The sequence below is a fragment of the Pseudomonas sp. RW3S2 genome (assembly GCF_014268955.1).
Taxonomy (GTDB): Bacteria; Pseudomonadota; Gammaproteobacteria; order Pseudomonadales; family Pseudomonadaceae; genus Aquipseudomonas; species Aquipseudomonas wayambapalatensis.
The window spans coordinates 134,786-159,626 of the sequence record NZ_JABWRM010000004.1; the positions used below are offsets into that span (position 1 = coordinate 134,786).

Below are 24,841 nucleotides of genomic sequence, written 5' to 3' on the forward strand. Positions count from 1 at the left end.
ACAAACTATTCAGAATGATAATGATTGTCAAATACAGAAGTAAGTGAGTCTCTATTCGATTGCGGTCTAAGCTTCACCCCCTCCATGACCACTGTGTGAACGTCGTCCGCAGGCCAGCGACGTTTCTAATTATTTCTCCGGCCCATCCGTTCCCCTGTGTACATCCGGCCGCCGACTGCCGCCCGCCCTGCGTGCCTTGCGCACCTGGCCCGGCCCCGGCCCGACTTACCCAGACACTGGCAGGAACACTCCATGACGGACGCCTTCGAACTCCCGCTCACGCTGGTCCAGGCCCTGGCGCAACGCGCCGCGGCGACCCCGGACCGGATCGCCTTGCGCTTTCTGGCCGACGATCCCCGCGAACAGGCGGTGCTCAGCTACCGCGAGCTGGACCAGCGCGCCCGTACCATCGCCGCCGCCCTGCAGGCCCGTGCCGCATTCGGCGACCGCGCGATCCTGCTGTTCCCCAGTGGTCCGGACTATGTCGCGGCGTTCTTCGGCTGCCTGTATGCCGGGGTGATCGCAGTGCCGGCCTATCCGCCGGAGTCTTCGCGCCAACACCATCAGGAGCGCCTGCTGTCGATCATCGACGATGCCCAGCCGCGTCTGCTGCTGACGGTAGAAGCGCTTCATGACAGTTTGCAGGGCCTCGACGCCCTGGCGACGGACGCAGCCCCAGGCCTGCTGGCGGTGGACCGCCTGGCCCCGGAATTGGCCGACGACTGGCGTGAGCCGGCGCTGGCCGGCGAGCACATCGCCTTCCTGCAGTACACCTCCGGCTCCACCGCACTGCCCAAGGGGGTGCAGGTCAGCCATGGCAATCTGGTGGCTAATGAGCAGTTGATCCGCCAGGGCTTCGGCATCGACCTCAACCCCGACGACGTGATCGTCAGCTGGCTGCCGCTGTACCACGACATGGGCCTGATCGGCGGCTTGCTGCAACCGATCTTCAGCGGCGTGCCCTGTGTGCTGATGTCGCCGGGCTACTTCCTTGCCCGGCCCCTGCGTTGGTTGCAGGCGATCAGCGAATACGGCGGCACCATCAGCGGCGGCCCGGATTTCGCCTATCGCCTGTGCAGCGAGCGGGTCAGCGAAGCGGCCTTGGCCGGGCTCGATCTGAGCCGCTGGCGCGTGGCCTACTCTGGTTCCGAGCCGATCCGCCAGGACAGCCTCGAAACCTTCGCCAGCAAGTTCGCCGCCTGCGGCTTCCAGGCGAGCAGCTTCTTCGCCAGCTACGGGCTGGCCGAAGCCACGCTGTTCGTCAGCGGCAGCCGACGCGGCCAGGGCATCGGCGCGCTGGAGCTCGATGCCGAGGCCTTCGCCGCCAACCGCGCCGAGTCTGGCAAGGGCAGCGTGCTGATGAGCTGCGGCTATCCGCAGCCGGGCCATGCGGTGCGTATCGTCGAACCGCAGCAACTCGCTGTGCTGGGCGATAACCGGGTGGGTGAAATCTGGGCCGGTGGCCCAAGCATTGCGCTGGGCTACTGGCGCAACCCCGAGGCCACGGCGCGTACCTTTGTCGAGATGGACGGCCAGACCTGGCTGCGCACCGGCGACCTGGGCTTCATGCGCGATGGCGAGGTGTTCGTCACCGGGCGGCTGAAGGACATGCTGATCGTGCGTGGCCAGAATCTCTATCCGCAGGATCTGGAGAAGACCCTCGAACGTGAGGTCGAGGTGTTGCGCAAGGGGCGCGTGGCGGTGTTCGCCGTGGACGACCGGGGCGAAGAGGGCATCGGCGTGGCGGTGGAAGTCAGCCGCAACGTGCAGAAGGCAATGCCCCCCGAGGCGCTGATCAAGACCCTGCGCCAGGTCATCGCCGACGCCTGCCGCCAGGCGCCGGCGGTGGTGTTGCTGCTCAATCCGGGGGCACTGCCCAAGACCTCCAGCGGCAAGCTGCAGCGCTCGGCTTGCCGCCTGCGCATGAACGACGGCAGCCTCGATTGCTACGCCCGCTTCCCGGCCGATGAAGCATCCGCCGAGCAAGGCACCTCAGGCGATGCCCTGCAGGCGCGCATCGCGACAGTGTGGCGCGAACTGCTCAAGGTGGAGGCGGTGGCGGCGGACGATCACTTCCTGCTGCTGGGCGGCAACTCCATCGCCGCCACCCAGGTCACCGCGCGGCTGTCCGACGAGCTGGGCATCACGCTCAGCCTGCGTACCTTGTTCGAGGCGCCGGTATTGGCCGACTACAGTGCCGCGGTGGCTTGCGTGCTGGAGCAGGGCGGGCAGGGCACCGGCGCCATCGCCACCCTCGACCGCGCCAAGGCATTGCCGCAGTCGCTGGCGCAGAACCGCCTGTGGTTGCTGTGGCAACTTGAGCCCCAGTCCGCTGCCTACAACATTCCAGCCGGCCTGCACCTGCGTGGCGAGTTGGACGAGGCGGCGCTGCAGGCGAGCTTCCAGGCGCTGGTCGAGCGCCACGAGTCCCTGCGCACCCGTTTCAGCGAAGTGGATGGCGAGGCCCTGCAGCATGTGCTGGCGCACGCCGAATTTACCTTGCAGCGTGCCGATCTCGAGGGGCTGGACGCCAGCGAGATCGCCAACCGTCGCGAACATGAGGCCCGCCAGCCGTTCGACTTGCGCGAGGGCCCGCTGCTGCGCGTGACCCTGGCACGCCTGGGCGATGAGGAGCACCAACTGTGGGTGACCCTGCATCACATCGTCGCCGACGGTTGGTCGCTGAATATCCTGCTCGAAGAGTTCGCCCGGCTCTACGCCGCACACTGCCAGGGCCAGCAGGCTAGCCTTGCGCCGCTGGCGCTGGGTTACGCCGACTACGGCACCTGGCAGCGCCAGTGGCTGGCAGAGGGCGAGGCTGCGCGCCAGTTGGAATACTGGACGGCGCAACTGGGCGACGACTTGCCGGTGCTCGACCTGTGCACCGACCATCCGCGCTCGGCACTGCGCGAGCAGCGTGCCGCGCGCCTGAACATGAAAGTGCCAGCCAAGCTCGGCGAAGCGCTCAAGGGACTGGCCCGTGACCAGCAGGTGAGCCTGTTCATGGTCCTGCTGGCGGGCTGGCAAGCCTTGCTGCAGCGATACAGCGGCCAGTCCGACATCCGCGTCGGCGTCCCCAACGCCAACCGCCCGCGCCTGGAGACACAGGCCATGGTCGGCTTCTTCATCAACACCCAGGTCATGCGTGCCGAGTTCGACGGCCGTACGCCGTTCGACCAGTTGCTGGCCCAGGTGCGCGAACGCACCCTTGGCGCCCAGGCGCACCAGGACCTGCCATTCGAACAACTGCTCGAAGCACTGCCACAGGCTCGCGAGCAGGGCCTGTTCCAGGTCATGTTCAACCACCAGCAGCGCGACCTGTCCGCGCTGCGCCGCCTGCCCGGGCTGCTTGCCGAAGAACTGCCCTGGCACAGCCGCGAGGCCAAGTTCGACCTGCAACTGCACAGTGAGGAAGATCACCAGGGCCGGCTGACACTGGCCTTCGACTACGCCGCCGAGCTGTTCGAAGCCAGCACGGTCAAGCGTCTGGCCCAGCACCTGCTGGCGCTGCTCGAGCAGGTCTGCGCGCAGCCGCAACTGGCTGTGGGCGAGGTACAACTGCTGGATGAGCCAGCCCGCGCACAAATGCTCGCCTGGGGCCAGGCGCCGGTCGAGCCCGCCAAGACCTTGCTGGTCGAGCAGCTCAACGAACAGGCACGCCTGACACCGGAGCGCATCGCCCTGGTGTGGGAGGGCGGTCAGCTCGACTACGCCAGCCTGCACCAGCAGGCCAACCGTCTGGCCCACTACCTGCGTGACAAGGGTGTCGGCCCGGACACATGCGTGGCCATCGCTGTAGAACGCTCGCCGCAACTGCTGGTCGGCCTGCTGGCGATCCTCAAGGCGGGCGGCGCCTATGTGCCGCTGGACGTCGACTACCCGGCCGAACGCCTGGCCTACATGCTCGCCGACTGTGGCGCGGGCCTGCTGCTGAGCCAGAGCAACTTGCTCGAGCGTCTGCCCCAGGTCGAGGGCGTCAGTACCATCGCGCTGGACCAGTTGCACCTGGACACCTGGCCCAGCCAGGCCCCAGGCCTGCGCCTGGAAGGCGAGCACCTGGCCTATGTGATCTATACCTCCGGCTCCACCGGCCAGCCCAAGGGCGTGGGCAACACCCACGCGGCCCTGGCCGAACGCCTGCAATGGATGCAGGCCACCTATGCGCTGGACGAGCACGACGTGCTGATGCAGAAGGCACCGATCAGCTTCGACGTGTCGGTGTGGGAATGCTTCTGGCCGCTGGTCACCGGGTGCCGCCTGGTGCTGGCCGGCCCCGGTGAACATCGCGATCCACAGCGCATCGCCGCGCTGGTGCAGCAGCATGGGGTGACCACGCTGCACTTCGTGCCGCCGCTGTTGCAGGTGTTTGTCCAGGAGCCGCTGGCCGCGGGTTGCACCAGCCTGCGTCGGCTGTTCTCCGGTGGCGAGGCGTTGCCTGCCAGCCTGCGCGACCGAGCCCTGGCGTTGCTGCCCCAGGTGCAGTTGCACAACCGTTATGGCCCGACCGAGACCGCGATCAACGTCACCCACTGGCACAGCCAGCGCGAGGATGGCGAGCGCTCGCCCATCGGCCGTCCGCTGGCCAATGTGCTGTGCCGTGTGCTGGATGATGAATTCGAACTGACCGCACCGGGCGTGCCGGGCGAGCTGTGCCTCGGTGGCGCAGGCCTGGCCCGTGGCTACCTCGGGCGCCCGGGCCTGACCGCCGAGCGTTTCGTGCCGCAGCCCGATGGCGACGGCCAGCGTCTGTACCGCAGCGGCGACCGCGTGCGCTGGCTGGTGCACGACGGTGCGCTGGAATACCTCGGGCGCCTCGACCAGCAGGTCAAGGTGCGCGGCTTCCGCGTTGAGCCTGAAGAGGTCCAGGCGGTGCTGCTGGCCCAGCCAGGTGTCGAGCAGGCGCTGGTGCTGATCCACCGGGACGCCGTCGGCGCGCAGTTGGTCGGCTACTACAGCGGTGTCGAGCAGAGTGCCGCCTTGCTCGCTACCCTCGGCGCGCAACTGCCCGCCTACATGGTGCCAGCGCAGTTGGTTCACCTGGCGCAGATGCCACTGGGCCCGAGCGGCAAGGTCGATCGCAAGGCGTTGCCGACGCCGGTCTGGCAGCAACGCCAACACGTCGAACCGCAGTCCGCGCTGGAGCAGCAGGTGGCGGCGATCTGGCGCGAGGTGCTGAACCTGCCCCGGGTAGGCCTGCAGGACGACTTCTTCGCCCTTGGTGGCCACTCGCTGCTGGCCACCCAGATCGTTTCGCGCTGCCGTCAGGCCTGCGACGTCGAACTGCCGCTCAAGGCGCTGTTCGAGGCCAGTGAGCTGGGCGCGTTCTGCGCCGAGATCGCGCGGATCCGCGCCAGCGGTGGGTGCAACCTGCAGGGCGAGATCGCCCGAGTCGACCGCCGTCAGGCCGTGCCGCTGTCGTACTCGCAACAGCGCATGTGGTTCCTATGGCAGATGGAACCGGACAGCCCCGCATACAACGTCGGCGGCATGGCGCGTCTACGCGGCGCGCTGCATGTGGACGCCTTCGAACGTGCCCTGCAGGCGTTGATCGTACGCCACGAAACCCTGCGCACCACCTTCCCCAGCATCGACGGCAAGCCCTACCAGTGCGTGGCCGACGACAGCAGCCTGCACCTGGACTGGCAGGACTTCAGCACGCTGCCGGCCGACAATCGCCAGCAACGCCTGCAGCAACTGGCTGACGAACAGGCGCACCAGCCGTTCGACCTGGAGCGTGGTCCGTTGCTGCGCGCCTGCCTGGTCAAGGTGCAGGAGCGTGAGCACTATTTCGTCCTGACCCTGCACCATATCGTCACCGAGGGTTGGGCGATGGACATCTTCGCCCGCGAGCTGGGCGAGCTCTACGAAGCCTTCGTCGACGAACGCGAATCGCCGCTGGCGCCGCTGCCGGTGCAGTACCTGGACTACAGCGTCTGGCAGCGCCAGTGGCTTGAAGGCGGCGAGGGCGCGCGCCAGCTAGACTACTGGAAAGCACGCCTGGGCGACGAGCACCCGGTGCTGGCACTGCCGACCGACCGCCCGCGCCCGGCGGTGCAGAGCCATCGCGGCGAGCTGTACCGCTTCGACCTCGACCCGGCGCTGGTCGAGCGTGTGCATGCGTTCAACAGCCAGCGTGGGCTGACCCTGTTCATGACCATGACCGCCTCGCTGGCCGCCCTGCTGCACCGCTACAGCGGCCAGCGCGACCTGCGTATCGGCGCGCCGGTGGCCAACCGCATCCGTCCGGAAAGCGAGGGGCTGATCGGTGCCTTCCTCAACACCCAGGTGCTGCGTTGCGAACTGGATGGGCAGATGAGCGCCGCCGCGTTGCTCGAGCAGATGCGCCAGACCATCATCGACGGCCAGTCGCACCAGGACTTGCCGTTCGAACAATTGGTCGAAGCCCTGCAGCCGCCGCGCAGCAGTGCCTACAACCCGTTGTTCCAGGTGATGTGCAACGTGCAGCGCTGGGTTTTCCAGCAAAGCCGCACACTGGCGGGCATGCAGGTGGATTACCTGGTCAACGACGCCAGCGCCACCAAGTTCGACCTGTACCTGGAAGTCACCGACCTGGACGGCCGACTGGGCTGCTGCCTGACCTACAGCCGCGACCTGTTCGATGAGCCGCGCATCGCGCGCATGGCCGAACACTTGCAGCAGTTGCTGGCTGCGATGCTGGACGATCCGCAGCAGCGCCTGTGCGAACTGCCGATGCTGTCGGGCGCCGAGCTGCAGGAGCTGGTCGGTCAACTTCAGGGCGAGCAGGACTTCGACCTCGACCAGACCCTGCACGGGCTGTTCGCCGCCCAGGTCGAGCGCACGCCCCAGGCACTGGCGCTGACCTTTGCCGGCCAGCACCTGAGCTACGCCGAACTCGATCAGCAGGCCAACCGCCTGGCCCGTGCCCTGCGTGAGCGGGGTGTCGGCCCGCAGGTGCGGGTGGGCCTGGCGCTGGAGCGCTCGACGCAGATGGTGGTCGGCCTGCTGGCGATCCTCAAGGCCGGTGGTGCCTATGTGCCGCTCGATCCGGAATACCCGCTCGAGCGCCTGCACTACATGATCGAGGACAGCCGCCTGGGCCTGCTGATCGGCCAGCGCGACTTGCTCGCGACCCTCGGCGAGCTGCCGGCCGGTGTGCTCACCTGGAGCCTGGAGGACGACGCCGCATCGCTGTCTGCCTACAGCGATGCGCCACTGGACAACCTCAACCTGCCGCAGCACCAGGCGTACCTGATCTACACCTCCGGCTCCACCGGCAAGCCCAAGGGCGTGGTAGTCAGCCATGGCGAGATCGCCATGCACTGCCAGGCGGTGATCGCCGACTTCGGCATGCGCAGCGACGATTGCGAGCTGCATTTCTATTCGATCAACTTCGATGCGGCCAGCGAACGCCTGCTCACGCCGCTGCTGTGCGGTGCACGGGTGGTGCTGCGTGCCCAGGGGCAATGGGGCGCAGAAGAGATCTGCGACCTGGTGCGCGAGCAGCAGGTGAGCATTCTCGGTTTCACCCCGAGCTACGGTAGCCAGTTGGCGCAGTTCCTGGCCGCGCGTGGCGAGCAACTGCCGGTGCGTCTGGTGATCACCGGCGGCGAGGCGCTGACGGGCGAACACCTGCAGCGCATCCGTCAGGCCTTTGCTCCGCAGCAGTTCTTCAATGCCTACGGCCCGACCGAAACCGTGGTCATGCCGCTGGCATGCCTGGCACCCGAAACCTTGTCAGCCGATGCGGGCAGCGTGCCGATTGGCCGCATGATCGGGGCGCGCACCGGCTACATTCTCGACGAGGACCTGGCGCTGTTGCCCCAGGGTGGCATTGGTGAGCTGTATGTCGGTGGCGCGGGCCTCGCCCAGGGCTATCACGACCGTCCGGGGCTGTCGGCCGAACGTTTCGTCGCCGACCCCTTCAGCCATGGCGGTGGCCGGCTGTATCGCACCGGCGACCTGGTGCGCCTGCGCGCCGACGGGCTGGTCGAGTACATCGGCCGGGCTGACCAGCAGGTGAAGATCCGTGGTTTCCGCATCGAGCTGGGCGAGATCGAAAGCCGCCTGCAGGAGCACGCCGCTGTCGAGGAGGCCGTGGTCCTGGCCCTCGACCTGCCGGGCGGCAAGCAACTGGTGGGCTACTTGGTCTGTGATCAGGCCAAAGGTGGCAGCGAGGCCCAGGCGCACCTGCGCGAGGCGGTGAAGGCCCATGCCCGCAAGCACCTGCCTGACTACATGGTGCCTGCGCACCTGGTGCTGCTCGAGCGCCTGCCGCTGATGGGCAATGGCAAGCTCGACCGGCGGGCGCTGCCAGCGCCGGACCTCGCGCAGGCACACCAGCTTTACCAGGCGCCGACCAATGAGCTGGAGACACAGTTGGCGCAGATCTGGTGTGAGGTGCTCAACGTTTCCCGCGTGGGGGTACAGGACAACTTCTTCGAACTGGGCGGTGACTCGATCCTGTCGATCCAGGTGGTCAGCCGCGCCCGTCAGTTGGGCCTGCAGTTCACCCCGCGCGACCTGTTCCAGCACCAGACCATCCAGACCCTGGCAGCCGTGGTCACCCATGGCGCGGCGCCGACGCATGTGGAGCAGGGGGCGCGTCAGGGCCGTATCGGTCTGACCCCGATCCAGCATTGGTTCTTCGACAGCCAGGTGCCACAGCCACAGCACTGGAACCAGGCGGTGCTGCTGCAAGCACGCAAGCCGCTGCACGCCGAACGGCTGGAGACTGCACTGGCGGCGCTGGTGCAGCATCACGACAGTCTGCGCCTGCGCTTCCTCCAGGCCGCAGATCGCTGGCAGGGCGAATACGACCAGGCGAGTGCCCAGCCGCTGCTGTGGACGGCGACAGTCGCTGACTTCAGTGATTGCCAGGCGCTCTATACCGACGTGCAGCGCAGCCTCGACCTGCAACAAGGGCCCCTGTTGCGCGGCCTGCTGCTGACCGATGGCGAAGGCGAGCAACGCTTGCTGCTGGCCATCCACCACCTGGTGGTCGACGGCGTGTCCTGGCGTGTGTTGCTCGAAGACCTGCAGGCGCTGTATCGCGGTGAAACCCTGGCGGCCAAGACCCATGCCATGGGCGACTGGTCGGCGCGCCTGGCCAGCTATGCCGGCAGCGACTCGCTGCGTGACGAGCTGGACTGGTGGGAGGGGCAACTGGGACGTGTGCGCCGCGAACTGCCGTGCGATCACCCGCAGGGCGGCAACCTGCACCGCCATGCCCGCACCCTGGCTATCGAGCTCGACACCGAGCAGACCCGCCAACTGCTGCAGCAGGCACCAGCGGCCTATCACACCCAGGTCAACGACTTGCTGCTGACCGCCCTGGCCCGCACCCTGAGCCACTGGAGCGGCGATGAGCAGGTGCTGGTACAGCTTGAGGGGCATGGTCGCGAAGGGCTGTTCGAAGACATCGACCTGACCCGCAGCGTCGGCTGGTTCACCAACGCCTATCCGCTGAGCCTGAGCCCGGCAGCCGGTAACGACGATGCCGCGCGCAGTGCTTCGATCAAGGGCATCAAGGAACAACTGCGCCAGGTGCCGCACAAAGGGCTGGGGTATGGCGTGCTGCGCTACCTGGCCGATACTGCGGGGCGTGAGCGCATGGCGGCGTTGCCACAGGCGCGCATCACCTTCAACTACCTGGGGCAGTTCGATCAGCAGTTCGACACCAATGCCGTGTTCCAGCCGCTGGATACCCCGGCGGGCCTGGCCCATGACCTGGATGCTCCACTGCCCAACTGGCTGAGCGTGGATGGCCAGGTCTATGGTGGTGCCTTGCAACTGCGTTGGACCTTCAGTGCCGAGCGCTACGACGAAACGACCATCGCCGAGCTGGCCGAAGCCTATCGCCAGGAACTGCTGGCGCTGGTCGCCCACTGTCTGGCCGAGGGCAACGGTAGCTTCACGCCGTCGGACTTCCCGCTGGCCCAACTGACCCAGGAGCAGATCGATACCTTGCCGGTGCCGGCAGCCGAAATCGAGGATGTCTACCCGCTGACGCCGATGCAGGAGGGGCTGCTGCTGCACACCCTGCTAGAACCGGGCACCGGCATCTACTACATGCAGGACCGCTACCGCATCAACAGTGCGCTGGACCCCGAGCGCTTCGCCCAGGCCTGGCAGGGAGTAGTTGCACGCCATGAGGCGCTGCGCGCATCGTTCAGCTGGAACGCGGGTGAAGCGATGCTGCAGATCATCCACAAGGCGGGCAAGACCCAGGTGGACTACCAGGACTGGCGCGAGCTGGACGACGCCAGCCAGGAGCAACGCCTGCAGGCCCTGCACAAGCAGGAGCGCGAAGCCGGATTCGAGTTGCTGCGCGAGGCACCGTTCCACCTGCGCCTGGTGCGCGTGGCCGATGAGCGCTACTGGTTCATGATGAGCAACCATCACATCCTCATCGATGCCTGGTGCCGCTCGTTGCTGATGAACGATTTCTTCGAGATTTACCAGGCGCTGGGCGAAGGCCGTGCCGCGCAGCTGCCGGTGCCGCCGCGCTATCGCGACTACATCGGCTGGCTGCAGCGCCAGGACCTGGACGAGGCGCGTCGCTGGTGGCAGGCCAACCTGGCCGGCTTCGAACGCGCTACGGCGATCCCCAGCGACCGCCCGCTGCGCCATGACCACGCCGGGGACGGCATGATCGTCGGCGATTGCTACACCCGCCTCGAGGTGAGCGAGGGGGCGCGTCTGCGTGAACTGGCGCAGGCTCATCAACTGACCGTCAACACCTTTGCCCAGGCGGCCTGGGCACTGGTACTGGCCCGCTACAGCGGCGAGCGCGACGTGGTGTTCGGGGTGACCGTTGCCGGGCGCCCGGTGAGCTTGCCGCAGATGCAACGTACGGTCGGGCTGTTCATCAACAGCATCGCCTTGCGCGTGCAACTGCCAGCGGCCGGCGAGCGCCAGAGCGTGCGTCAGTGGCTGCAGGGCTTGCTCGATCGCAACATGCAGTTGCGCGAATACGAGTACCTGCCGCTGGTGGCGATCCAGGAATGCAGCGAGCTGCCCAAGGGGCAGGCGCTGTTCGACAGCCTGTTCGTGTTTGAAAACGCGCCGGTCGAGAGCAATGTGCTTGACCACGCCCAACACCTGAACGCCAGCTCCGACTCGGGCCGTACCCACACCAACTTCCCGCTGACGGCGGTGTGCTACCCGGGCGATGACCTGGGCCTGCACCTGTCGTTCGACCAGCGTTACTTCGACTACCCGACCGTCGAGCGCCTGCTGGCCGAGTTCAAGCGCCTGTTGCTGGCGCTGGTCGAAGGTTTCGAGGGTGAGGTGCAGGCACTGCCACTGCTGGGGGCCGAGGAGCAGCGCTTCCTGCTCGAGGACTGCAACCGTACCGAGCACGCCTATACCCTGGAGCAGAGTTACGTCGAGCTGTTCGAGGCGCGCGTCGCAGCGCACCCCGAGCGTATCGCTGCCCGTTGCCTGGAGGCGTCCTACGACTATGCCGGGCTCAACCTGGCCGCCAACCGCCTGGGGCATGCCCTGGTCGCGGCCGGTGTGAACATCGATCAGCCCGTCGCCTTGCTGGCCGAGCGTGGCCTGCCGCTGCTGGGCATGATAGTTGGCAGCTTCAAGGCCGGTGCGGGGTACCTGCCGCTGGATCCGGGCCTGCCCTCGGCGCGTCTGCAGCGTATCGTCGAGCTCAGCCGCACGCCAGTACTGGTGTGCAGCGCCGCCTGTGCCGAGCAGGCGGGCCAGTTGCTCGACGAGCTGAGCGGGGCGGTACGGCCGAAGCTGCTGGTGTGGGAGGATATCCAGGCCAGCCAGGTCGCGGGCCACAACCCCGGTATCTACAGCGGGCCGGACAACCTGGCCTATGTGATCTATACCTCAGGCTCCACCGGGCTGCCCAAGGGCGTGATGGTCGAGCAGCGCGGCATGCTCAACAACCAGCTGAGCAAGGTGCCGTACCTGGCGCTGGACGAACACGACGTGATCGCCCAGACCGCTTCGCAGAGCTTTGACATCTCGGTGTGGCAGTTCCTGGCAGCGCCGCTGTTCGGGGCCCGTGTCGAGATCGTGCCAAATGCCATTGCCCACGATCCCCAGGGCTTGCTGGCGCATGTCCAGGCCAGCGGCATCACCGTGCTGGAAAGCGTGCCTTCGCTGATCCAGGGCATGCTGGCCAACGACCACCAGGCGCTGGATGGCCTGCGCTGGATGCTGCCGACCGGCGAGGCGATGCCACCGGAGCTGGCCGCCCAGTGGCTGGAGCGCTATCCGCAGATCGGCCTGGTCAACGCCTATGGCCCGGCCGAATGCTCTGACGATGTGGCGTTCTTCCGCGTCGATGCCGATTCGACCCGCGGCAGCTACCTGCCTATCGGCACCCCGACTGACAACAACCGCCTGTACCTCTATGGCGAAGAGCAGACGCTGGTGCCGTTGGGCGCAGTGGGCGAGCTGTGCGTGGCCGGTACGGGTGTCGGGCGTGGCTATGTCGGTGACCCGGTGCGTACGGCCCTGGCGTTCATCCCGCATCCACACGGTGCTTCGGGCGAGCGGCTGTATCGCACCGGCGATCTGGCGCGGCGCCGTGCCGATGGTGTGCTCGAATATGTAGGGCGCATTGACCACCAAGTGAAGATCCGCGGCTACCGTATCGAGCTTGGCGAGATCGAAGCGCGCCTGCACGAGCAGCCGCAGATTCGCGATGCGGCAGTCGGTGTCCAGGAAGGCGCCAATGGCAAGCACCTGGTCGGCTACCTGGTTGCCCACCAGGGCGTGATAGCGGATGCCGGCCTGCTCGAGCAGATCAAGCAGCGCCTGCGCGCCGAGTTGCCGGAGTACATGGTGCCGCTGCACTGGGGTTGGTTCGACAAGCTGCCGCACAACGCCAATGGCAAGCTCGACCGCAAGGCACTGCCGGTCATCGAGGTCGGTGGCCAGCACAGCCAGGACTACCTGGCTCCGCGCAGCGAGCTGGAAGAGACCCTGGCCGCTATCTGGGGCGAGGTGCTCAAGGCTGAGCGGGTCGGGGTGCGCGACAACTTCTTCGAACTGGGCGGGCATTCATTGCTGGCCACGCAGATCGCCTCACGCGTGCAGAAGCGCCTGCAACTGAATGTGCCGTTGCGAGCGATGTTCGAGTGCAGCACCGTGGAAGAGTTGGCGGTGTATGTCGAAGGGTTGCAGGGTAGTGCGCTGGATGAGGAGAAGGTGGATCGGTTGAGTGATCTGATGGCGGAGCTGGAGGGGTTGTAATCCAGTTGAGCTGGATATGTAGTGCTGTGGCTGTGCCAAGGGTTGGATCAGTGTCCAACCCTTGGGCTAGTCAGTGCTTTCATTTATTTTGAGTGGAAGGTTTTCTGCGTAAGTTATTAGCAGATATAAAGCTGTTGCGCTTAGTGGGTCGCTGCTTGGCTGCCCCACCAGGCGATTCATCAATCTCGACGATAGCTTCGCTCGGACGGGCGTTTGCAGTGGTCCTCGCTTCTGTCGTTATTGTTTGCAGAGGGATATGCTCCCCTGTTGGGGCGACTTCACGTATTGGCCGGGCAGTAAGTGTTTGTATAGGTGCAGATAGGTCGGATTCAACTGCAAGTGGAGGTGGAGGAGTATCGGCGGAGGTGAGTTCCGGTGTCGGATTTGCTTCAGCGTTCACACGCCCTGCTTCTGCTTGGTCATCGCTGCTGTTTTGCATATTGGCAAGTCGTGTGTTGGTGATATTAATGGCTCTCCTGGTTGTAAAGACCGTGGCGCTGGTATTAAATAAAATATTGAAAAAAGTTATACCAAGCAATACGAGTTCTGGATATGCCTGCGTTGCTGCACCTATCAAAGTGATGATCGCAGTTAAGACCCCCGTGAATCTGAGAGTTGAAGCCAAGGCACTTAACCTTCCATTATTACCCTCAAACGCTGTTTTGTAAGTACGCCAAAAAGTGGCAGCAGGTGTTGGTGACCCTTCTGCGGCATTCCGCGCGAGCGTGGTTGGCTCAAGCTGCAGGCTATACAACGAATACCCTCCGGCACCGGCCGTCAAGCCGTTCGCAGCCAGGATCATTAGCATAATGATCCTCCTGGCATCCTCGAGCGGGTCATCGGCGGCCAGCCCTATGGGATCGCGCCTGTTGACCGGGTTGTTACCCACCATGCAGAAAAGATTCAAACCGTCGACCAGTCCTGCAGGATCCGCACTCAACCATCTACCGAAGGCGCATAGATAATAACGCCAGCCAAAATAGTAAAGTCCGCTGGCATCGAGTTCTTTTCCCGAATAACGGTGTGTGCGCAGTTGCAAGCTATCGACTTCAATACCGTCCTCATCGACACCTGTCGTCGCGCCGAACGGTGCATATTCTTCCCGTGATACCACCAGGCCTTGCTCGTCGGTTTCCCCACCCACATTGTTCTGGTGATCACTGAATGCGTAGCGCAAATAGCACCGTTCATTGGTGCGATCCGATATCCAGCGCACCTCTTGAATCTGGCTGATGGCGATATGTTGCCGAGGTTGTTCCTGACCTTCCAGCATCCTGATGCGCACTTCGCAATCCTGCACGTAGGTGGTAACGGTCAAAGCCACTTCATTTGATCGCCGGGTCCGATTCACCTTGCGTGAGCGTACTCCGCCACTGGCGTAGTGGTAGTGCTCGGTATCGTTGTCTTCGCCTGGTCGCTCGACCATGACCACCTGATGCAGTTGATTGTCCGCCTGCCATATCAGGGGCCTGCCGCCATCCAGTTGCTTCTGCAGACCGCCCGCCAGAAACCCCTGTTCTGGGGTAAGCGGATGATCTTTGGGCAGTGCCCGGTTGCTGTTGGCGGCAACTTTCAGGTGGCGTGTGCGCGAGCCCGCGCCGCCGTTATGACTGAGGCGGGTCAGGTTGTCGCCGTCGTCATAGCTGAAGTGCTCTGTGTAACGAGTCCATACGGTGCCTCCCTGGCGGTCGGACCTGGCAAAGGCCCGCGCCGCGAACCTGGTGACTGACGCGCGCTCACGACCTGTGGCACAGGTGAGGCGTTGCAGGCTGTCGTAGTTGAATTCACGCCGCGCCGTGATGTGCTGGTTGTCATGCCAGCCTGGGGCGGCGCCCATATCGTCGATGACGGTGATGTTGCCAATGGGGTCGTAGTGATAATGCAAGTCGCTGATCGACAACGGCCCCAACGGATGATCGACGGGACGGGCGATGTGGTGTCGGCTGAGAAGGTTGCTGCGCTGCGAGTAAGTCCAGGTCTGAACCACACCATTACCTGTGATCTTTACCCGCATTTTTCCATCGGCGCGATACTGCACGGTGTCGAGCAGCACAGCGTAGCGTTTGTCGTGCTGCAGTATGGTGTGGCATACCTCACCGCTGAGGTCATGGGTGTGATGCGTGATTACACCGGTTGCATCGGTCTGTCTCAGTAGCTCGCCCAACGCGTTATGTCGAGCGATGTTCGACCACTGCTGTTGTTCCAGTTCGTCTTCACTGCCTTGTGCCCAGTCTGGCTGACTGGCCGAGGGTTGTAGAAGGCGACGCTGGGTTTCCAGGGGCTGGGAAGTCAGTGACAGGGCGGCAGTCGTCGTGACTCCAGCGTTGTCATGATGTTCGATCAGTTGTCCGGCAAGGTTGCGCAACCGGCTCGGGGCGTCGGCGAGCCCATACCGAAGACGCTCGCGCTGGCGCTGAGCGCCCGCGCAGGGCTGTTCGAGAACTGCTTGTGGTCGACCACCTTCTTCTGGCGAGGTATACAAGGTGCGAGTGACAGTGCCTTGGGCGTTGCTCTTCCACAATGGTTGCCCGGCAATATCGTTGAAACTCAGGGTACGGTCATCGTCCACCGTTTGTTGCGCCAGTACCTGACCGCCCAGGGTGACGATGCTGGTGGCATTGGCAAGAAGCGTGGCTTCGGGCGTTGCGCGCAGTGGACGAGCCCCGAATATCGAGGTGCTCCGTTGTTCGGGCTGTATCTGGACCCGACTGCGCAAAAGCCTGGGTGAACCGCTTTCACCAGGCTGACGCAGCAGTGACAGTTCCAGTACGGGATGACCGCGACTGGAACTGACGGAGGCATGTGGGGTACCGGAATGATGTCGATGCTCGGCGTTGAACATGGGCATGACCAAATGACGATTCAGTAGTGTTCGTCAGTGTAGTTTCGCAACCGATTGCATACACCTGACAGAATTATCAGGTACCCGTCAGCGAGCCTTGTTATTCAGCGCTTGCCGAGTATCTTCCCCAGCATTTCCGGCCGCGGTGCACCCTGCTGGCTCTGCAGTTGCCCTTGCTCATCCTGATAGAAGATCGCCGGTGTCGCACCTAGCCCCATTTCCTCCATCAGTGCCTGGTTGACTGCCAGCTGTTTCTGGGTCGCGTCGGGAATGGTGTCCAGCGCCTTGAGCGTGCTGGCCTTGCCGGCGCTTTCGTGGTCTTGCAGTGCCTTGGCAGGGTCTTTTGCCGACAACAGCGCTGCGGATTTGCCCGGGCTGTCCGGGCGGATGATGCCGACCATGATATGGCGCAGTTGCACCTTGCCCGACTCGACCCAGGGCCGCGCCTGTTGCCAGAACATGTTGCAGTACGGGCAGTTGGGGTCGCTGAACAGGTAGACGATACGTGGCGCATCGGTCTTGCCGTCCTGGATCCAGGCGGTCTTTTCCATCTTCGCCCAGATTTCCTTGCTCATCGGTGTGTAGACCAACTTGTCCAACGGTTCGGCGCTCAGGTCCTGGCCTTGCTCATCGAACAGGCTGCCAACCAGCACGTGCTTGCCGTCGGGCGTCAAGTACAGGGCGATGCCGTTGTTGTGGTACTCGGCGGCATAACCGCGCAGGCCATTGGGCGCGTCGAAAGTACCCTTGATTACCGCGCCCTTGGCTTCCATCTGCTGGATCGCCTTTGGCCAGGGCTCGGCCTGCGCCAGGGGCGCGACGAGCAGGGCCAGGGAGAGGGGCAGGAGAGCAGTCAGTCGCATGTCATTTTCCTTGTGCGGCGGGGGCGGGCGCTACGGCCCGCTCTAAAGGCTCCAGGGCGTTGTGCAGGCTGGCGCGGGATAGCTCGCCGAGGTGGCTGCCGACCAGGCGTCCCTCGGCGTTGTAGAACAGGGTGGTGGGCAGGGCCATGGAGCCGACCCGTTGCGCCAGTTGCCCGCTGCCGTCGAACAGCACGTGATTCAGGCTCAGGCCGGTCGTGGCCAGGAAGGTACTGACGCTCTCTGGTGTTTCGCCTTGGTTGACGAACAGGAAGGTCACGTCGGGGTAGTCGCTCTGGGCCTGTTGCAGCACAGGCATCTCACGCCTGCACGGTGGGCACCAGGTGGCCCAGATGTTGATGACCAGTGGTGTGCCGCGGTAGCTGTGCAGGGCCACCGATTCGCCGCTGGCGTTTTGCAGGCTCAGTTCGGGCAGCTCGGTGCCTTTGCTGTACAGGTGGCTGCCCAGGCTCGCCAGCCCCCAGAACAGTGCGCCGCTGAACAGCGCCCAGCCCAGCGGGCGGCGCAGCCCCGGTCGGCGGCGACCCTGCCACAAGGCAGCAGCGATGAGTCCCGCCAGGCCACTCCAGAGCTGGAAGCCGCCATCGCGAATGTCGATGATCTGCACAGGGTCATCGCGGTACATCGCCCAGTACTCCAGGACGAAGCCCGCACGGGCGCAGAGGAGCCCGACCAGAAACAGGTTGAACAGCGCCGATTCGGGGCTCTCGCCGCCACGGCGAGCGACCCACCAGCCGACCAGGCAGGCGATGCCCAACGCTGCAAGCAACAGCAGGTGGTTCAAGGCCATCGTCAGCGGCCCCAAGGTTACCGTCAGCATCAGCCTTGACTCCTGGTCTGGGCCCAGTGTTGCAGGAATGCAGCGGCGTCGATTTCACCGGTGATGCGTCGGGCGCGCCGCTCGTCACCTTCCGGGCCGATCCAGATCAGGCTGGGCGGGCCTGGAACCTGGTAGCGCTGCAGCAATTCGCGGCTGGCAGGGGTGTCGGCGGTGACGTCCAGGCGCAGCATTTGCACGCCGTCGAGGCTGACCTGGACATCGCCGCGGGCGAACACCTGTTTCTCCATCACTTTGCACGATACGCACCAGTCGGCGTAGTAGTCGACCAGCACCCACTGGTTGCGTGCCTTGGCGGCATCCAGTTCACGCTGCAGGTCCTGTGGGGTGTTGACGGTGATGACCCGTGCATCGTGGACATTACCGGCGGTTGTCGTGCCGCCGCCGGTGAAGGGCTGCAGCGGTTGCCAGAGATCGTTGCCTCCTGCGGCGGCACCGACCAGCAGCAGGCCACCCCAGAGGCTACCGAGTAACGGTAGGGCGCGCAGCGCCGGTAGACGCTGCAGGGCAGGCCAGGCCGCCCAGGCCAGGGCAATCAGCCAGGCGCCGACCAGTGCCAGCAGCAGCGGCTCGGGCAGCAGGCTGCGTAAGGTGTACAGGGCCATGGCCAGGAAGACGAAGCCGAACACGCCCTTGACTAGGTTCATCCAGGCTCCGGGGCGTGGCAGGTAGCGGTTGCCCAGGGTGACCAACAGCAGCAGCGGTACGCCCATGCCCAGCCCCAGGCTGAACAGCACCAGTGCGCCTTGCACCACATCGCCGCTCTGGGCGATATAGAGCAGGGCACCGGCCAGTGGCGCGGTCATGCACGGCCCCATCAGCAGGCCAGAGAGCGCGCCAAGCAACGCTGCGCCATACAGGTTGCCGCCACGTGTTCCCTGACCTGCACGATCGAGGCGATCTCGCACGGCGGCGGGCAGTTGCAGTTCGAAGGCGCCGAACATCGGCAGGGCGAGCAACACGAACAGACCCGCCAGGCTGCCCAACAGCCAAGGTTGTTGCAGCCACGCCTGGAGGCTCGCGCCGAGCAATGCCGCGACCACACCCAAGGCGGCGTACACCAGCGCCATGCTCAATACATAGACCCCGGCCAGCACCCAGCCGCGTCGGGCACTTGCGCCATTGCCCATGACCAGTCCGGCGAGGATGGGCAGCATCGGCAGGGAGCAGGGGGTGAACGCCAGCAGCAGTCCCAGGCCGAAGAAGGCCAGCAGGCTCCAGGCCAGGCTGCTGTGTTGCAGGCCGCTGGCCAGGGCCTGGTCGCTGGCTTGTCCGCTGTCGGCTGCGGCTGGCGCAGAGAGCGCAGGCTGGCCGCCCAGGTCGATCACCGTGGTTTGCGGTGGATAGCACAGCCCGGCATCGGCGCAGCCCTGCCAGCCCAGTCGCAGTTCTCCAGTGGCATTGGCGGGCAGCAGCAATTGGAGTTCGGTGCGGTAGACGGCGCTATCACCGAAGAACTCATCGTGATGGTTGAGGGCAGGAGGCAGTTGCGGTTGCTGATCGACGGGAATGCCGTCGAATTTGAGGCGCTTCTGGTAGAGGTAATAGCCGTCCTTGATCTGGAAATAAAGGCGCATCTGCCCGGAGGGCAGGCGATCCTGACTCAGGACGAAAGCCTGGTTCACCGGCAGGAAATCCGACTTGGGAGCGAAGGGGTTGGCCTGGAGCGGGCCGGCGAGCAGGAATGTCAGGAAGAGCAGGAGAACACGCATGTCGACGCCTTGGCAGTGCATTGAGTGCACCATGCTGGAGCAGGCTGATTAACCGAAAGTTAACCCGGTTCGACATGAGGCCCTGCCGGTTGTCCCGGCAGGGCCTTGGTCGGGTCACATGTCGTCGAAGTAGCGCTCGTGCCAGTCCACCAACGGTTGTGGTGCGTTCAGTTTCTGGCCATAGATCACCGAGTAGGACAGCACGTTCTGCACATACTGACGTGTCTCGTCGAACGGAATCGACTCGACCCAGACATCGAAGCTCAGGTGCTTGGCGCCCTTGAGCCACTGACGTACGCGACCGGGGCCTGCGTTGTAGGCGGCCGACGCCAGCACGCGGTTGCCGTTGAACTGGCCGTGTACCTGGCTCAGGTAGGCGGCGCCAAGCTGGATGTTCTTGTCCGGATCGAGCACCTGCGCAGGTGAGGCCAGGGGGATGCTGAACTTGCGCGCGGTCTCCTTGGCGGTTCCTGGCATCAGTTGCATCAGGCCGCTGGCGCCCACCGGCGAGCGGGCATCGTCCATGAAGGCACTTTCCTGGCGGGTGATGGCGAACACCCAGCTGGAGTGCAGGCCGCGGACCTTGGCTTCACGTACCAGGGTATCGCGGTGAGCCATCGGGAAGCGGATGTCCAGGTCGTCCCAGTACTTGGCCTGGCTGATGGTGCGGATGGCCGGGAAGTACCAGCGCAGGTCGTAGGCCAGGCGGGCCTGGGCGACCATTTCGTCACGGTTGAAGTGGCGGCTGACGTGGTACCACTCGCGGCGCCCTTCGACGATCTGGCCACGGGCGTGGAACTCCAGGGCGCGGCGCACGCCGGGGGTGTTGCGCACCTTGTTGATCAACTGCTGGCTTAGCACCAGAGGCTTGTTGTTGAGCTGGTAAGGTGTCTGCGCGCGGTCGGCAGCAAGGAAGCCATAGAAGTCGCGCTCACGCGAGACATTCTTGTAGAGCAGTGGGATCTGCGGGTTGTTCGGTTGTGCCAGCTCCAGGCTGCGCGCCTGCCAGTAACGCCAACGGCTGCTGTCGGCCAGATCCTGGGGCAGGCGGCGGCTCAGTTCGTAGGCTTCTTCCCAGCGCCCGAGACGCAGGAGCAGGCGCATGCGCCATTCGCTGACGGTGTTGTCGCGCAGTTCCGGGTCGTAGCGGGTCATCAGGTCGAGGGCGCGCGGATCGTAGCGCCGCGCCAGCGTGAGGCCGATTTCGCGGGCGATGGCGACCTTCTCGTCGCGGGAGAAATGCATGCGTTGTGCGTAGTCGTCGAGCAGTGCCATGGCTTGCTCGGGATCCTGCCGCGCCAGGCGGCGCAGGCCGAGGCTGACCACATCGGACATCGCCTCGTTGACCGGGGTGAAGCGCGAAGGCTGCTTGAGCAGCTCGGGCTTTTGCGCCACGTCGACCAGCAGCTTGCCCTGTGGGCCGAGTGTGGTGAGCGTTTGCACCAGGTTGTTGGCCAGGCTGTAGTTGCGCGCCTCGGCCGCCAGTTTGGCGCGCTGCCAGCGGCGAGCCTCGGTGAGCTGGCCTTCTGCGGCCCACAGGCCGAACAGGGTATCGCAGGCCGCAGGTTGCGACTTGCCGACGTTCCACAGTTTTTCGGCGGTGGCGAAGCCTTCGGCGCGCAGCCCGTTGGTCAACTGGTACTGGCCGTTGAGGCAGTCCAGTTCTGTGAAGTTCAGCTTCGGGTCATAGTATTTGGCGAAGGTCTTCCAGTCGCCGCGTTCGGCCTGCCAGCGCAACCAGCGCAGTTTCATCCAGTTGGCCTGGGGCAGGTCGCCGTGCTTGGCGAGGAAGCCTTCGATTTCCTCGTTGCTGGCAGTCTTCAGCCGCGCGGTGAGTTCGTCGTAGGCCAGGTAGGGTGTGAGCGGATAGTCGCTGAGCGCTTGGGCATAGCGCAGGTAGGGGCCCTTGTCGCCTTTGGCGAGGGCACGCTTGGCCTCGTCGTAGTACTGGCGCTGCTGGGTGATGTCGATGGCCTGTGCAGCACTCGCGGTCGTGGCGGTGAGCACCAGGCAGGAAACGAATTGGAACAGGCGGCTGCGCATGATACGTCCGGGCAGTTGAACCATGAAAAGTGACGGCGAAGCCAGCACTGTTGAAATCTTGTTTCCTTAGCTTAGCCGTTTGCCGGCGGTGGATGAAAGCATTGGGCTTGTATCGAATCGTTAACGCCGACCACGCGTCGCCAAGCGCGCGCCGTCATCGCATCTGGAATGTCACGCAGGGGCGAAGTAGGCGTGAAAGTCAGGTAGAATGCGCGCCCGGTTTTTGGAGATGATCATGACCCTGCTCAAATTCAGCGATGTGTCCCTCGCGTTCGGCGCCATGCCGCTGCTGGACAAAGTGTCCTGGCAGATCGCCCGTGGTGAGCGGGTGTGCATCATCGGCCGCAACGGCACCGGCAAGTCGAGCATGCTGCGCCTGGTCAAGGGTGAGCAGAAGCCCGACGAAGGGGAAATCTGGCGTGCGCCGGCACTGAAGATCGGTGAGCTTCCGCAGGAGTTGCCGGTGGCCGACGATCGCAGTGTGTTCGATGTGGTCGCCGAGGGCCTCGACGGCGTCGGTGCGCTGCTCGCCGAATATCACCACCTGAGCCAGAACATCCAGAATGATGCCGACCTGGACAAGCTGATGCATGTCCAGCACGAGCTGGAGGCCCGCGACGGCTGGCGTCTGCAGCAGGTCGTGGAGAGCACCCTGAGCCGCCTGCAGCTGCCGGCCGACAAGACCCTCGCCGAGCTGTCCGGCGGCTGGCGCCGTCGCGTGCTGCTGGCTCAGGCCCTGGTGTCCGAGCCTGACCTGCTGCTGCTCGACGAACCGACCAACCACCTGGACATCGGTGCCATCGCCTGGCTCGAAGAGGCCCTGAGCGGCTTCAACGGCGCCGTGTTGTTCATCACTCACGACCGCTCGTTCCTGCAGAACCTGGCCACGCGGATCCTCGAGCTGGACCGCGGCGGGCTGATTGACTGGAACGGCGACTACGCCAGCTTCCTGGTGCACAAGGAGGCTGCGCTGGCCGCCGAGGAAACCGCCAATGCGCTGTTCGACAAGCGCCTGGCCCAGGAAGAGGTCTGGATCCGCCAGGGCATCAAGGCCCGGCGTACCCGTAATGAAGGTCGTGTGCGTGCCCTCAAGGCCCTGCGCGTGGAGCGCAGCGAGCGTCGCGAGCGCCAGGGCAGGGCGAACATCCAGATCGAGGTCGCCGACAAGTCCGGCAAGCAGGTGATGGTGCTGGAAAACGTCAGCTTCGCGCACCCTCAGGGGCCGAAGCTGGTCAAGGATTTCTCCATGGTCCTGCAGCGCCAGGACCGCATCGGCCTGCTCGGCGCCAACGGCACCGGCAAGACCACCCTGCTCAAGCTCATGCTGGGTGACCTGGAGCCGACCGCCGGCAAGGTCGATCGCGGCACCAAGCTGGAGGTGGCCTACTTCGACCAGATGCGTCACCAGCTCGACCTCGAGAAGACGGTGATCGACAACCTCGCCGAAGGTCGCGACTTCATCGAGATCGATGGTCAGAATCGCCACGTGTTGAGCTACCTCGGAGACTTCCTGTTCAGCCCTCAGCGTGCACGCACGCCGGTCAAGGCGCTGTCTGGTGGTGAACGTGCGCGTCTGTTGCTGGCCAAGCTGTTCAGCAAACCGGCCAACTTGCTGGTGCTGGACGAGCCGACCAACGACCTGGACGTCGAGACGCTCGAGCTGCTTGAGGAAGTGCTGTCCAACTTCAAGGGTACGGTACTGATGGTCAGCCACGACCGGGCCTTCCTCGACAACGTGGTCACCAGCACCCTGGTGTTCGAGGGTGAGGGCAAGGTGCGTGAGTACGTGGGTGGCTATGAAGACTGGATCCGCCAGGGGGGCTCGCCGAAGCTGCTGGGCGTGACCGAGAGCAAGGGCGGCAAGTCCAAGCTCAACAGTGCGGTGGTCGAGAAGGTTGCGGTAGAGGTCGCCCCGGAGCCCGTGGCGCCTGTGGTGGCCGACAGCAGCAAGAAAAAGCTGAGCTACAAACTGCAGCGTGAGCTGGAGATGCTGCCTGGGCAGATCGATGCGCTGGAGCAGAAGATGGCGGTGCTGCAGGAAGAGGTGAATGCGCCTGGCTTCTATCAGCGGCCGATTGGCGAAACGTCGGACGTGCTGGCCAAGCTCGAGACGTTGCAGGCTGAGCTGGATGTGCTGGTCGAGCGCTGGGCCGAGCTGGAAGGTTGAGTCGATCGAGCCGGCCCTATCGCGGGACAAGTCGCAGCGATAGGGCCGGCTCGGGCTATATCATTCTTTCTTCTGCAACCGCACCGCCAGCACATCGCACGGTGCTCCATGCAGGACGTCATTGGCCGTGGAGCCCAGTAGCAGCGCCAGGCCATGGCGGCCATGGCTGCCGACCACGATCAGGTCGCACTTCTGATCCTTGGCCAGTTGGTGGATTTCCTGGCGCGGCTGGCCGTAGGTCAGGTGCGAATCGCCGCGATTGATGTCTGGATATTTGTTGAACAGGCGATCCATGCGTTCCTTGGCCTGGTCGAACTGCTGTTGCTGCAGTTGCGACAGGTCCATCGGCACGTCGCCACCAAATGCCATGGCCATCGGCTCGACGATATGCACCAGCGAGACCTTGGCGTTCGACGGTTTCGCCAGTGCCATGGCACGTTTGATCACTGGGTCGCATTCTTCGGTCAGGTCGACGGCAACCAGAAGATGTTCGTAGGACATGAGCGGCACTCCTGACAATCGCAATAGTGAAAGTATGGTCGCTTTCTGGCAGGCCTTGCGTGAAAAAGACTAACCCGCTCATTTGCAACGCTTTATGGGAACTACAGATATGACGGTATGGCTGGTGGTGTCAATCCTTGCGCTGATTCTCAGCCCGCTGGCCTGGTTGCGACCGTCGCGCAAGCAGAGCGAACAGATGAGCCTGCGCCTGGAGGGGCGGCGCATGGGTCTGGCCATGCAACTGGCGCCCCAGGAGTGGCCGCACTGGCTGGAAAACCAACCGCCAAGCCCGTGCCCACAGTACTACCGCGGGCGGCGCAAGGGGCGAGAGGATAGCTGGTGCTACTGGCAGGTCAGCCCGGGCGTGTGGTGGAACAAATGGCGCGAACCCTGCCAGGAGCCACGTCTGGCGGAGTGTTTTGCGCGGTTGCCGGCCAGTGTCTACAAGGTGGAGGCCGATACCCGCATGATCGCCTTGTACTGGAGCGAGCGCGGCGAAAAATCTGTATTGCAGGATATTGCCCACACCCTCGAAACCCTCGCCTGAGGCATGCGCAAAAAAAAAGTGGGAGCAGGGCAACCCTGATCCCACAGTGGTGAAGCTGGCCAGGCAGGCCGGGAAAACATTCGATTCGAGGGCAGTGTAGACCC

At 64.6% G+C, this 24,841-nt stretch carries 9 protein-coding genes; 3 read left to right on the forward strand and 6 right to left on the reverse strand.

Features of this window, described 5'->3' with window-relative positions:
* Nucleotides 1-252 precede the first annotated feature (252 nt).
* Complete coding sequence (locus HU748_RS07635) at nucleotides 253-13,206, forward strand: non-ribosomal peptide synthetase (RefSeq protein WP_186719904.1); 12,954 nt, start codon at nucleotides 253-255, stop codon at nucleotides 13,204-13,206.
* A 79-nt stretch (nucleotides 13,207-13,285) separates the two neighbouring features.
* On the opposite strand, the gene HU748_RS07640 is transcribed toward HU748_RS07635, so the two are convergent.
* From HU748_RS07640 to HU748_RS07660, 5 genes are all read right to left on the reverse strand, one after another.
* Nucleotides 13,286-16,048, reverse strand: a complete 2,763-nt coding sequence (locus tag HU748_RS07640) for an RHS repeat-associated core domain-containing protein (RefSeq protein ID WP_186719906.1) — start codon at nucleotides 16,046-16,048, stop codon at nucleotides 13,286-13,288.
* Nucleotides 16,049-16,152: 104 nt separating this feature from the next.
* On the reverse strand, nucleotides 16,153-16,911 hold the full coding sequence (dsbG, locus tag HU748_RS07645; RefSeq protein ID WP_186666329.1) for a thiol:disulfide interchange protein DsbG: 759 nt from the start codon (nucleotides 16,909-16,911) through the stop codon (nucleotides 16,153-16,155).
* Between the two features lies 1 nt (nucleotide 16,912).
* Nucleotides 16,913-17,749, reverse strand: a complete 837-nt coding sequence (locus HU748_RS07650; RefSeq protein WP_186666328.1) for a TlpA disulfide reductase family protein — start codon at nucleotides 17,747-17,749, stop codon at nucleotides 16,913-16,915.
* Nucleotides 17,749-19,479: a protein-disulfide reductase DsbD gene (dsbD, locus tag HU748_RS07655; RefSeq protein WP_186708390.1), complete on the reverse strand. Its 1,731-nt coding sequence runs from the start codon at nucleotides 19,477-19,479 to the stop codon at nucleotides 17,749-17,751. Before dsbD ends, HU748_RS07650 begins: the two co-directional genes overlap by 1 nt.
* A 114-nt stretch (nucleotides 19,480-19,593) precedes the next feature.
* On the reverse strand, nucleotides 19,594-21,522 hold the full coding sequence (locus tag HU748_RS07660) for a transglycosylase SLT domain-containing protein (protein ID WP_186708388.1): 1,929 nt from the start codon (nucleotides 21,520-21,522) through the stop codon (nucleotides 19,594-19,596).
* 235 nt (nucleotides 21,523-21,757) lie between these two features.
* Between HU748_RS07660 and HU748_RS07665 the strand changes: the two genes are divergently transcribed.
* Nucleotides 21,758-23,689 carry an ATP-binding cassette domain-containing protein gene (locus HU748_RS07665; RefSeq protein ID WP_186719914.1) on the forward strand — a complete coding sequence of 644 codons (1,932 nt, stop codon included), beginning with the start codon at nucleotides 21,758-21,760 and terminating at the stop codon, nucleotides 23,687-23,689.
* 60 nt (nucleotides 23,690-23,749) lie between these two features.
* Here HU748_RS07665 and HU748_RS07670 read toward each other — a convergent pair whose 3' ends face one another.
* On the reverse strand, nucleotides 23,750-24,190 hold the full coding sequence (locus HU748_RS07670; protein ID WP_186666323.1) for a universal stress protein: 441 nt from the start codon (nucleotides 24,188-24,190) through the stop codon (nucleotides 23,750-23,752).
* Between the two features lie 109 nt (nucleotides 24,191-24,299).
* Here HU748_RS07670 and HU748_RS07675 point away from each other — a divergent pair, with 109 nt between their 5' ends.
* Nucleotides 24,300-24,737, forward strand: coding sequence for a hypothetical protein (locus HU748_RS07675; RefSeq protein ID WP_186666321.1), 438 nt, complete (start codon nucleotides 24,300-24,302; stop codon nucleotides 24,735-24,737).
* Nucleotides 24,738-24,841 lie beyond the last annotated feature (104 nt).

What these genes read in the sequence shown, in the direction of transcription:
- HU748_RS07640 (WP_186719906.1), bottom strand. Translation starts at nt 16,048, where the DNA reads ATGTTCAACGCCGAGCATCGACATCATTCCGGTACCCCACATGCCTCC.
- HU748_RS07660 (WP_186708388.1), bottom strand. Translation starts at nt 21,522, where the DNA reads ATGCGCAGCCGCCTGTTCCAATTCGTTTCCTGCCTGGTGCTCACCGCC.
- dsbD (WP_186708390.1), bottom strand. Translation starts at nt 19,479, where the DNA reads ATGCGTGTTCTCCTGCTCTTCCTGACATTCCTGCTCGCCGGCCCGCTC.
- HU748_RS07650 (WP_186666328.1), bottom strand. Translation starts at nt 17,749, where the DNA reads ATGCTGACGGTAACCTTGGGGCCGCTGACGATGGCCTTGAACCACCTG.
- dsbG (WP_186666329.1), bottom strand. Translation starts at nt 16,911, where the DNA reads ATGCGACTGACTGCTCTCCTGCCCCTCTCCCTGGCCCTGCTCGTCGCG.
- HU748_RS07635 (WP_186719904.1), top strand. Translation starts at nt 253, where the DNA reads ATGACGGACGCCTTCGAACTCCCGCTCACGCTGGTCCAGGCCCTGGCG.
- HU748_RS07665 (WP_186719914.1), top strand. Translation starts at nt 21,758, where the DNA reads ATGACCCTGCTCAAATTCAGCGATGTGTCCCTCGCGTTCGGCGCCATG.
- HU748_RS07670 (WP_186666323.1), bottom strand. Translation starts at nt 24,190, where the DNA reads ATGTCCTACGAACATCTTCTGGTTGCCGTCGACCTGACCGAAGAATGC.
- HU748_RS07675 (WP_186666321.1), top strand. Translation starts at nt 24,300, where the DNA reads ATGACGGTATGGCTGGTGGTGTCAATCCTTGCGCTGATTCTCAGCCCG.